The sequence below is a fragment of the Streptomyces sp. NPDC003034 genome (assembly GCF_053591375.1).
The window spans coordinates 482,581-492,663 of the sequence record NZ_JBSFTS010000001.1 but is presented as its reverse complement, the minus strand read 5'-3'; the positions used below and the strand labels follow the sequence as shown (position 1 = coordinate 492,663).

Annotated in this window: 11 protein-coding genes; 7 read left to right on the top strand and 4 right to left on the bottom strand. The window is 72.6% G+C overall.

Features of this window, described 5'->3' with window-relative positions:
• Window positions 1–170: 170 nt before the first annotated feature.
• Window positions 171–1,682, bottom strand: a complete 1,512-nt coding sequence (locus ACWDX7_RS02410; protein ID WP_451490374.1) for a DUF3152 domain-containing protein — start codon at window positions 1,680–1,682, stop codon at window positions 171–173.
• A 5-nt stretch (window positions 1,683–1,687) separates the two neighbouring features.
• A complete protein-coding gene (locus tag ACWDX7_RS02405) occupies window positions 1,688–2,683 on the bottom strand; it encodes an alpha/beta fold hydrolase (protein WP_451490373.1) in 996 nt (331 codons plus the stop codon).
• 150 nt (window positions 2,684–2,833) lie between these two features.
• Between ACWDX7_RS02405 and ACWDX7_RS02400 the strand changes: the two genes are divergently transcribed.
• The 4 genes from ACWDX7_RS02400 to ACWDX7_RS02385 all read left to right on the top strand — a co-directional run bounded on the left by ACWDX7_RS02400 (window position 2,834) and on the right by ACWDX7_RS02385 (window position 4,619).
• Entirely contained in the window at window positions 2,834–3,049 is a 216-nt protein-coding gene (locus tag ACWDX7_RS02400; RefSeq protein WP_451490372.1) for a hypothetical protein, read from the top strand.
• A 137-nt stretch (window positions 3,050–3,186) separates the two neighbouring features.
• Window positions 3,187–3,828, top strand: coding sequence for a TetR/AcrR family transcriptional regulator (locus tag ACWDX7_RS02395; RefSeq protein WP_451490371.1), 642 nt, complete (start codon window positions 3,187–3,189; stop codon window positions 3,826–3,828).
• Window positions 3,829–3,947: 119 nt separating this feature from the next.
• Complete coding sequence (locus tag ACWDX7_RS02390) at window positions 3,948–4,175, top strand: DUF3107 domain-containing protein (RefSeq protein WP_451490370.1); 228 nt, start codon at window positions 3,948–3,950, stop codon at window positions 4,173–4,175.
• 135 nt (window positions 4,176–4,310) lie between these two features.
• Window positions 4,311–4,619, top strand: a complete 309-nt coding sequence (locus tag ACWDX7_RS02385) for a hypothetical protein (RefSeq protein ID WP_451490402.1) — start codon at window positions 4,311–4,313, stop codon at window positions 4,617–4,619.
• A 134-nt stretch (window positions 4,620–4,753) separates the two neighbouring features.
• On the opposite strand, the gene ACWDX7_RS02380 is transcribed toward ACWDX7_RS02385, so the two are convergent.
• Window positions 4,754–5,512, bottom strand: a complete 759-nt coding sequence (locus tag ACWDX7_RS02380) for a ferritin-like fold-containing protein (protein WP_451490369.1) — start codon at window positions 5,510–5,512, stop codon at window positions 4,754–4,756.
• Between the two features lie 469 nt (window positions 5,513–5,981).
• On the opposite strand from ACWDX7_RS02380, the gene ACWDX7_RS02375 reads away from it, so the two are divergent.
• From ACWDX7_RS02375 to ACWDX7_RS02365, 3 genes are all read left to right on the top strand, one after another.
• Window positions 5,982–8,000, top strand: coding sequence for a DEAD/DEAH box helicase (locus ACWDX7_RS02375; protein ID WP_451749248.1), 2,019 nt, complete (start codon window positions 5,982–5,984; stop codon window positions 7,998–8,000).
• A gap of 92 nt (window positions 8,001–8,092) precedes the next feature.
• A complete protein-coding gene (locus ACWDX7_RS02370; protein ID WP_451490367.1) occupies window positions 8,093–8,950 on the top strand; it encodes an alpha/beta fold hydrolase in 858 nt (285 codons plus the stop codon).
• A 96-nt stretch (window positions 8,951–9,046) separates the two neighbouring features.
• Window positions 9,047–9,199: a hypothetical protein gene (locus ACWDX7_RS02365; protein ID WP_451490366.1), complete on the top strand. Its 153-nt coding sequence runs from the start codon at window positions 9,047–9,049 to the stop codon at window positions 9,197–9,199.
• Between the two features lie 73 nt (window positions 9,200–9,272).
• On the opposite strand, the gene ACWDX7_RS02360 is transcribed toward ACWDX7_RS02365, so the two are convergent.
• A complete protein-coding gene (locus ACWDX7_RS02360; RefSeq protein ID WP_451490365.1) occupies window positions 9,273–9,878 on the bottom strand; it encodes a MarC family protein in 606 nt (201 codons plus the stop codon).
• Between the last annotated feature and the right edge of the window lie 205 nt (window positions 9,879–10,083).

The following is a 10,083-nucleotide window of genomic DNA, read 5'->3' as shown; positions in this document are numbered from 1 at the left end:
TTATCAGAGTTCAGACCACCCAACGACCGCAGGGCCCCCGCACTCCCCCCCCCCCCCACCACCGGAAGGGGTGAAGAGTCGTAACTTTCCCGTACGGTTCGCGTTCGAGCGCGCTAAGAAGGCCTAGACGCGCATGCGCGCCGTGCCGGGTCCCCGCCTCCGGCGGCGCGTCAACCGCCCGGATACACCCAGGGGTTGGGCTCGCAGCGGACTCCGTCGATGTCGAGGGACTTCGTCTGCTGCTGCATGATCGGTGCCGGTGCGCCCGGCGTACGGCAGTTCACGTGCCCGTGTCCGAGCCGGTGGCCGACCTCGTGGTTGATGAGCATCTGCCGGTAGGCGAGCATCTGGTCGGGGCCGTAGGTCGCCGAGCCCTGGGCCCACCGGAAGGCGTTGATCATCACCCGGGTGGTGGCCGCGGAGTCGCAGGAGACGTTGTCGACGGTGGTGTCCAGGCCGGACTTGGCGCACCAGGCCGCGGTGGTCCCCGGGCTGGCGAGGGTGATCACGAAGTCGGTCTCTCCGCCCGGCACCCGCTCGAAGCTCATGCTGCCGCCGTGGCCCCAGCTGCGCCGGTCGTTGAGCGTGCGGTGGACGGCCTCCGCGAAGAGCGCCTGGTCCATGCCGAGCCCCTGTTCGACATCGACCCGGTAGCGCACCACCTTCCCCTTGCCCGGCCCGGCGGCCACGCCGGGGACGGTGTCGAAGGTCCCGGGACCGGTGAGCTTCGCGTCGACCGGCAGCTGCTGGGCCATCTTCTGCTCGTACGTCAGCTCCGGCGCGGGCGTGGCGGTGGGCGCCGGGACGGGCGCCTCCGGCGTGGGGCGGTCGTCGGAGCGGGAGGCGACGGAGGGATCGCCGGCGGCGCGCGGCCTGCCGTCGTCGCGGGCGGCGGCCGTGCCGGACGCGCCGCCGTCGCGCTGGGAGAGCACGTAGCCGGCGACGACGACGGCGACCACGGTGCTGACGGCCACGGCGGCCAGGCCGGTGTACGTGCGGACCTTCCCGCCGCGGCCGGGGGCGGGCCGCTCCCCGGCGCGGTCTTCGGCCCGCTCCCCGGCGCGGTCTTCGGCCCGCTCCCCGGCGCGGTCTTCGGCCCGGACTTCGGCCCGGTCACCGGGCCGGACTTCGGCCCGGTCTCCGGGCCGGCGCGGGGCGGGCACCCGGCGGTGCGAGCCGGTGGAGGTGGAGGCGTCCGGCTCGGGGGCGCGCGGGGACGGCAGGGTCACCGGCGGGGGCGTTGGCAGCGCCGGTTCGAGGGTGATCCGCGGGAAGCCCACCGCGGGAGTGCCGAAGGCGGGGGTGTCGGTGTCCAGCGCGGGCCACGGCCCGGCGGCGGGGACGGCGGCGGCGGCCTGCTGGCGCGGCATTCCGCGCCAGTCGCCGTACCGGCCTTGGGGGCCGGCTCCCCAGGCACCGCCGGATTCGCGCTGCTCGGGGTGGCCGCCGGCGCGCGCGGCGGAACCGGATCTGGCCAGGGGTACGTACCCCCGGTGGGTGACGGTGGGTTCGGCCCGGCGCGGCCCGCGCGGTTGCCCGTACGTCCGGGGCTCCTCGGGCGCCGGACCCGGGAAGGGGCCGGGGGCGGCCGGGTACGGGACGGCGGGCGGGGCAGGGGCGGGGGCCGGGCCGGCGGGGGCAGCGGCAGCCGGGGCAGGGGCCTTGCGACTATGTCGTCCCACGGTCCTCAGCCTCTGCCGTCGTCGGTATCTCGGTCCCCGCCGTGCGCGGCGGTGTCGCGCAGCAGGTCCCGGAAGGCGGCGGCCACCACCTCCGGATACTCCATCATCGCCACGTGGCCGGCCTCGGGCAGGCACAGCAGCCGTGACCCGCCGAAGGCAGCGGCCGCCCTGCGCGCCATACGGTACGAGACGAGCTGGTCCCGGCCGCCGTAGATGAGGAGGGAGGGGGCGAGCACCCGCCGCGCCTGGCTCCACAGTCCGTGCTGGCCGCCGAGGGTGTAGGCGTCGACGATGCCGCGCGAGGAGCGCGTCATCGCGTCCCAGAAGTACGGCAGGGCCATCCGCCGCTCCATCTCCTCCACGGCGTGGCGGAAGCTCTCCGGTGTCACCCGGGAGGGGTCTCCGTAACAGAGGCCCAGCACCCCGCGGGTGCGCTGCTCGGCCGTCATGCCCCGGGTGAGCCGGCCGAAGAGGCCGGCCAGTCCCGGGACGGCGAGCAGGGCCGTCGGCACGGCCGTCCGCTGCACCCGCAGTTCGGGCAGGGCGGGCGAGACCAGCGTCAGTGTGTGCACCAGGTCGGGCCGGACGGCGGCGACCCGGGTGGCGACGGCGCCGCCGAGGGAGTTCCCGAACAGGTGGACCGGCCCGCGCCCGGCGGCGTCGAGGTGCCGGATGACCGCGCGGGCGAGCGCCCGCACGGAGTAGTCGCGGTCGGCGGGCGGCGGGGACCAGCCGAAGCCGGGCAGGTCCACGGCCTCACCGTCGACGGTGTCGGCCAGCTCCGCCATGAGCGTCGACCAGTTCTGCGAGGAACCGCCGAGGCCGTGCACGAACAGCGCGGGCGGCAGCCCCGTACGGACCGGCGGGCGTACCCGGACGGCCATTTCCAGGCCGGGCAGCGTGACGGTGCGCAGCTGCTCCCCTTCAGCCAGCCGGACTGCTCCCGCCGGGGAGGACGGCGCGGCGGTGGACCGTACACCCGGCAGCTCGGTCGAAGACATGCGGCCAATGTTACGAGACGATCACGCCGCTCTTCTTGTGTTCGCGGTCACAGGCGCATGCCGATCCGCCTAGCGGGGTATCCGGCTTGCTCCTACGCTCGTAGGGAGAACCAAGGAAGCGAGGGGAGCGGTATGAGTGAGGGGAGCGGTATGTCTGTCGACCCGGCGGAGCCGGACACCTTCCGGGAGCCACGGCCGGAGGATCTGGACGCGGAGGCGCCCGAGGCGGACGTGGCGGAGCAGCTGGCCGAGCTGCGGCCCGATGACGACGATCCGGTGAGCGGTCCGGAGCGGGGCGAGGCCACCGACGGCGATGCCTTCGAGCAGGCCCGGGTGGTTCCCCTGGACGAGGACGACTACCGCTGACCGACCGCTGACCAGCGTCTCCGGCATGTCCGTACCGCGAGAAAACTCGGCCTGAACCCACCAGATTCGGTTACCGAAAAGTACGATGGCGGCGCGGCGCAGAGCGCACTGTGTTCTTAGAGAAAGTGGGAGGCGGCGTGACAGCCATCGAGCAGACCGAGGCAGCGCGTCCGCGGGGCACCCGACTGCCGCGCCGAGCCCGACGCAATCAGCTCCTGGGCGCTGCCCAGGAGGTTTTCGTCGCGCAGGGTTACCACGCTGCGGCGATGGACGACATCGCGGAGCGCGCCGGAGTGAGCAAGCCGGTCCTCTACCAGCACTTCCCGGGCAAGCTCGACCTCTATCTGGCCCTGCTGGACCAGCACTGCGAGTCCCTGCTGCTCGCGGTGCGCACCGCGCTCGCGTCGACGACCGACAACAAGCTGCGCGTGGCCGCCACGATGGACGCCTACTTCGCGTACGTGGAGGACGAGGGCGGCGCCTTCCGGCTGGTCTTCGAGTCGGACCTCACGAACGAGCCGGCGGTGCGCGAGCGGGTCGACCGCGTCTCCCTCCAGTGCGCCGAGGCGATCTCCGATGTCATCGCCGAGGACACCGGCCTGTCCAAGGACGAGTCGATGCTGCTGGCCGTCGGCCTGGGCGGGGTCTCGCAGGTCGTGGCCCGGTACTGGCTGTCCAGCGAGAGCCCCGTCGCCCGCGACACCGCGGTCGGCCTGCTGACCTCGCTCGCCTGGCGCGGTATCGCCGGTTTCCCGCTGCACGGCACGGACGGCGCCTGACCTTCCCTGTTCGCTGCCAGCGTGTCCGCGGTGGGCGGTTGCCGTCGCCTCTCCGGGCTAATGTGGACCGCGTACGGCGCGGCTGATCGCGCGAACCGGATCGTCGGAGGGACAAAGCCGTGGAGGTCAAGATCGGCGTGCAGCACGCACCCCGGGAGATCGTGCTGGAGAGCGACCTGAGCGCCGAGGAGCTGGAGAGCATCGTCGCCGCCGCGCTGTCCGGCAAGGCACCGCTGCTCAGCCTCACCGACATCAAGGGCCGCAAGGTCCTGGTGCCGTCCGACCGCCTGTCGTACGTCGACCTGGGCGAGCCGAGCGCGCGCCGGGTCGGTTTCGGCGCGCTCTGACGCACCGGCACCTGACGTACTGAGAACTGAGCGGAACGGCCCGGTGGTTGATGCCACCGGGCCGTTTCCCTTTCTTCCGCTTCGGGTAGGACGGCTGTGACCCGGATTGCCTTGATGTTTGGGAGGGACCTCATGCTGCTGATGGAAGCGCTCGGCTCCGCTCTGCTGGGCCTCGCCCTCTCCGGAGCGGCCGTGCGGCTGCTCCCGCAGCGGCTGCCGTCCCCAAGAGTGGTGCTGGTCAGCGGTGTGCTGGGCGCCTTGTTCGGGGCGTATCTCACCCACTTCGCCCTGGGGCCCGGGCACCACACCCTGACCGCGACCCTCGTCGGAGGCGTGCTGGTGTCCGCGGTCGTCCTGTCGCTGCTGCTGCGTCCCGGATCTTCCGGATCCGGCACCCGCCGCTCATCGCACGGGGCTCCGTTTTCGGTCCCGTCCCGCGGCTGAGCGGCCGCGCCGTCCCCTGCGCACACATCGGCCCCGGCGCGGATGATTCCGCCCCGGGGCCGAGCTGTGCGTGCTACAGGTCAAGCGGAAGAGCGGGTGCGAGGGGACGAAGGGAAGGGGTGGACGGGCGCCGGTCAGGCCGCGAGGCCGAGGGCCGCCATCCGCTTCGTGTGGGCCTTGGTGATCCGCGTGAACATCTCGCCGACGGCCGCGAGGTCGAAGCCGGCGGCCATCCCGTCGACGCCTCCGACCAGCATGGTGGACAGCGCGTCGCGCTCGGCGACCACGCGCTGGGCCTGCGACAGCGCCTCGCCCATCAGCCGGCGGGCCCACAGCGCGAGCCGGCCGCCGCAGCGCGGGTCCGCCTCGATCGCGGCGCGCACCTTCTCGACGGCGAAGTTGCCGTGGCCGGTGTCGTCCAGCACGCCGACGACGAGTGCACGGGTGTCGGTGTCCAGGTGGGTGGCGACCTCGCGGTAGAAGTCGCTGGCGATGGAGTCGCCGACGTAGGCCTTGACCAGGCCCTCCAGCCAGTCCGAGGGCGCGGTCTGGCGGTGGAAGTCGTCCACGCCCTTCGCGAAGGGCTGCATGGCGGCGGTGGGGTCGGCGTCGATGGCCGCGAGCCGGTCGCGCAGGCGCTCGAAGTGGTGGAATTCCGCGGAGGCCATGGCGGCGAGCTCGGCCTTGTCGTCGAGGGTGGGCGCGAGCTTCGCGTCCTCCGCCAGGCGCTCGAAGGCCGCGAGCTCTCCGTACGCGAGTGCGCCGAGCAGGTCCACGACGGCGGCCCGGTACTGGGGCGAGGCAGAGGCGGTCGCCCAGTCCTGGGCGGCGATGCCCGCCGCTTGTCCGGGGGTGCTGTCGTCGGCGGGCGAGGCGTTTTCTACGGTCGACATGCTCCGCACAATAGCCCGCCGAAAGCCGGGTCAAGTCACCACATCGAACCACTCCCCGTCCAGGTAAACGCGTCGGCCCGGTGAATTCACCCGACACAGCTGCGCGATTCCGGGGTACAGTGGTAATGAGCCTGCCGGAAACTCGGCGGGCCATCCCAATGAGGATGCCCGGTCGGTGGCCCGATCGGCTCCAACCGACCCGCCCTCGTTGCGGTGCGTGCGCTCATGCGCACGGCCGACCATGAGGGGCCCCCTCAGCGGCAGAAGCGCTTGAGCGAAGGCTAGTGGTCCCGCGCAGCTTTGTACGACTCGCCCGATTTTTGGGTGGGCGCAGTACTGCAAGCCCGGCACGGTACGACCCCCTTCGCCGCCTCGCGCCGCGTCTCACAGAAGAGGCAGCACCCTGACTACGTTCCGAGACCTCGGGATTCTTTCCGAGACCGCCGAAGCCCTTGAGGCCGTCGGCATCGTGTCCCCCTTCCCGATCCAGGAGATGACCCTCCCCGTAGCCCTTTCCGGCTCGGACGTCATCGGCCAGGCCAAGACCGGCACCGGCAAGACGCTGGGCTTCGGCCTCCCCCTGCTGGAGCGGGTCACCGTCCCCGCGGACGTCGAGGCCGGCCGGGCCAAGCCCGAGCAGCTGACCGACGCCCCGCAGGCTCTCGTGGTGGTTCCGACCCGGGAGCTGTGCACCCAGGTCACCAACGACCTCCTCACCGCGGGCAAGGTCCGCAACGTCCGCGTCCTGGCCATATACGGCGGTCGCGCGTACGAGCCGCAGGTGGAGGCGCTCAAGAAGGGCGTCGACATCATCGTCGGCACCCCGGGCCGCCTGCTCGACCTGGCCGGTCAGAAGAAGCTCGACCTCTCGCACGTCCGGGCCCTGGTCCTGGACGAGGCCGACGAAATGCTCGACCTGGGCTTCCTGCCCGACGTCGAGCGGATCATGAGCTACCTGCCGCCGAAGCGTCAGACCATGCTGTTCTCGGCGACCATGCCGGGCGCGGTCATCGGCCTGGCCCGCCGGTACATGACGCAGCCGACGCACATCCGCGCCGCCTCGGAGGACGGCGAGGGCGCCACCGTCGCCAACACCACGCAGCACGTCTTCCGCGCGCACAACATGGACAAGCCGGAGCTCGTCTCCCGCATCCTGCAGGCCGAGGGCCGCGGGCTGGCCATGATCTTCTGCCGTACCAAGCGCACGGCGGCCGACATCGCCGAGCAGCTGGAGAAGCGCGGTTTCGCCTCCGGCGCCGTCCACGGCGACCTGGGCCAGGGCGCCCGCGAGCAGGCGCTGCGCGCCTTCCGCAACGGCAAGGTGGACGTGCTGGTGTGCACCGACGTCGCCGCCCGCGGCATCGACGTCGAGGGTGTCACGCACGTGATCAACTACCAGACGCCGGAGGACGAGAAGACCTTCCTGCACCGTGTGGGCCGCACCGGCCGTGCGGGCAAGAAGGGCATCGCCGTCACCCTGGTCGACTGGGACGACATCCCGCGCTGGCAGCTGATCAACAAGGCGCTGGGGCTGGACTTCCACGACCCGGTCGAGACGTACTCCACGTCGCCGCACCTGTTCGAGCAGATGAACATCCCGGCGGGCACCAAGGGCGTCCTGCCGCGCGGTGAGCGCACGCGGGCCGGCCTGAAGGCCGAGAACCTGGAGGACCTGGGCGAGACCGGCGGCCGCGGTGGCCGTGGCGGTCGTGGCGCCCCGGCTCCCGCTGCCGCCGCCGCGCCGGTCGAGGAGCGTGCCGCCCGCACCCGTACGCCGCGCCAGCGCCGCCGTACGCGGGGCGGGTCGGAGCTGGTGGCCGAGGTGGCCGGCGTGGCCGCGGTGGCCCCCGTGGCCGAGGCGGCTCCGGTCGCCGAGGCTCCCGCGGTACCCGCCGCCGACGAGCCCCGCAGGCCGCGCCGGCGCCGGACCCGGATCGCGCCTCAGGCCGCCGCGCCGGCGTTCGAGACCGTCGCCGTGGCCGTGGCCCGCGCCTCGATGGCCGAGACTCCGGCCGCCGCCGCCCCGGCGCCCGCCGTGGTCGAGGAGGCGCCCGTCAGGGCCCGCCGGACCAGGACCCGCAAGGCCGCCGTCGCGGAGGCCGCCCCGGTCGCCGAGGCCGCTGCGGCCGAGGCTCCGGCCGCGGTCACCGAGGAGGCGCCGGTCAAGCCCAAGCGGACCCGCACCCGCAAGGCCGCCACCACGGAGGCCACCGAGGCTCCGGTGGCCGAGGCCCCGGCCGCCGACGCCGAAGAGACGCCGGTCAAGCCCAAGCGGACCCGCACCCGCAAGGCCGCCACCACGGAGGCCACCGAGGCTCCGGCCGCCGTCGCCGAAGAGGCGCCGGTCAAGCCGAAGCGCACTCGCACCCGCAAGGCCGCCACCACGGAGGCCGCTGTCTCCGAGGCCCCGGCCGCCGACGCCGAAGAGGCGCCGGTCAAGCCCAAGCGGACCCGCACCCGCAAGGCCGCGGTCACCCCCGAGGCCTGAGCACCGCTTCGATGGCCCGGCTCCCCGCATTGCGGGGGCCGGGCCATCGGCGCGTCCGGGCCCCGACCGCACCGGCCAGTAACCTGAGCCGCATGAGCAAGCCGCCGCGCTTCACCCTGCCGTCCTGCGCCCGCGCGTACCGCCTCACCACCGCCCGCGGCGAGTTCGCCGTGCACGAGGCCGGTGAGCCCTCCCTCGGCACCGCCGTGCTGATCCCCGGCTTCACGGGCAGCAAGGAGGACTTCATCGGCCTGCTGGAGCCGCTGGCCGCCGAGGGCTACCGGGTGATCGCCGTCGACGGGCGGGGCCAGTACGAGACTCCCGGGCCGCGCGCGGAAGCCCCGTACGCCTTGGAGGAGCTGGCCGGGGACGTCCTGGCGCAGGTCGCGGCCGTCGGCGGCGGGCCGGTCCACCTGGTCGGACACTCGCTGGGCGGACTGATCGCGCGCGCCGCCGTCCTGCGCGACGCGGCCCCCTTCGCCTCCCTCACCCTGATGAGCAGCGGGCCCGCGGCCATCGCGGAGGGCCAGCGGGCCCGTACGAAGCTGCTGGTGGCGGCCCTGGAGACGATGCGCGACGATATGGCCGCGGTATGGGCGGCGATGCGCGCCCAGGATCCGCACGACGCCGTCCCGGACTCCGCCGAGCTGACCCGGTTCCTACGGGAGCGGTGGCTGGCCACCGTCCCCGAGCAATTGATCGCCACGGGCCGGGCACTGATCTCCGAGCCCGACCGGGTGGCCGAGCTGGCGGCGCTGCCGCTGCCGAAGCTGGTTCTGTCCGGAACGGTCGACTACGCCTGGCCGCTGCCCCTGCTGGACGACATGGCCCGTCGCCTGGGCGCGGGGCGGGTGGTGGTCCCGGCCGCCGAGCACTCCCCCAACGCGGAGAACCCGCAGGTCACCGCTAGTGCGCTGACCTCGTTCTGGGCAGCCCGCACCAGCGAGTAGTTAGCAAGGGAAAAAATTTCGTTAGCGTAGGGAATGTTTGCCCCCTACACTTCTGTTAAGACTCTGCAAGGAGAACACTGACGAAGGGAGAAGCCCGTGCGCTTCGAGATTCTGCGCCTGGACGATGTCGACGGAACCGCCGTGGACAGCACCGTCGTGGACGTGGCCTCCGTCAACAGGATCGTGCAGCAGGCCGCCGCAGTCGGCCAGCGCATTCTGATCCGACCGGCCGGGACGGCGTCCTGCTGACGCCTCACGCACGCACAGACGTCGACGCCCCCGCACCGTTTCCCGGTGCGGGGGCGTTCGCATGCGTACGGCGTCACGCGCCCCGTACGACCTGGAGCACGCCGTTGATGATCTGCTGCACGGCGATCGCGGAGAGCATCATGCCGGCGAGGCGCGTCACCAGGACGACGCCGCCGTCCTTGATGACTCGGATGATCACCAGCGAGTAGCGCATGGTGATCCACAGGACCACGTGCATGACGACGATCGCGGACCAGACGGAGATCTGTCCGCCCATCCCGTCGGCCTTCTGCACGGCCAGGATGACGGAGACGATCGCGCCGGGCCCGGCCAGCAGCGGCATGCCGAGCGGGACGAGGGCGACGTTGACGTCCTTGGTCTGCTTCGGTTCGTCGGTCTTGCCGGTGAGCAGGTCGAGCGCGATGAGCAGGAGCAGCAGACCACCGGCGATCATCAGCGCCGGCACGGAGACGTGCAGGTAGTCCAGGATCTGCTGGCCGCAGAGACCGAAGACGGCGATGACGCCGAAGGCCACGCAGACGGCCTGCCACGCCATGCGGCGCTGCACCTTGGCGGGGCGGCCGGAGGTCAGGGCGAGGAAGATCGGCGTGATCCCCGGGGGGTCCATAATCACAAAAAGCGTGAGAAAAAGAGATCCGAAGACGGCGAGATCAAACACAGGGATGCCTTGCAGGAGAGAGGGGCGGTGCGAAGAAAAGGTCCGGGACGGCGGAGCCAAGGGCTTGGAGCGTGGCCGTGTCCGCGAAGGAGCGCCGGGCGCGCGGAGTGCGTGGCCCGCGACGTCCCGCGCCGTGTGTCGTACGGGGAGCCGGGCGCCCCATGACGGGCGTGCTCGGGCGCTGCGACCACGCGGTGCGGTACGG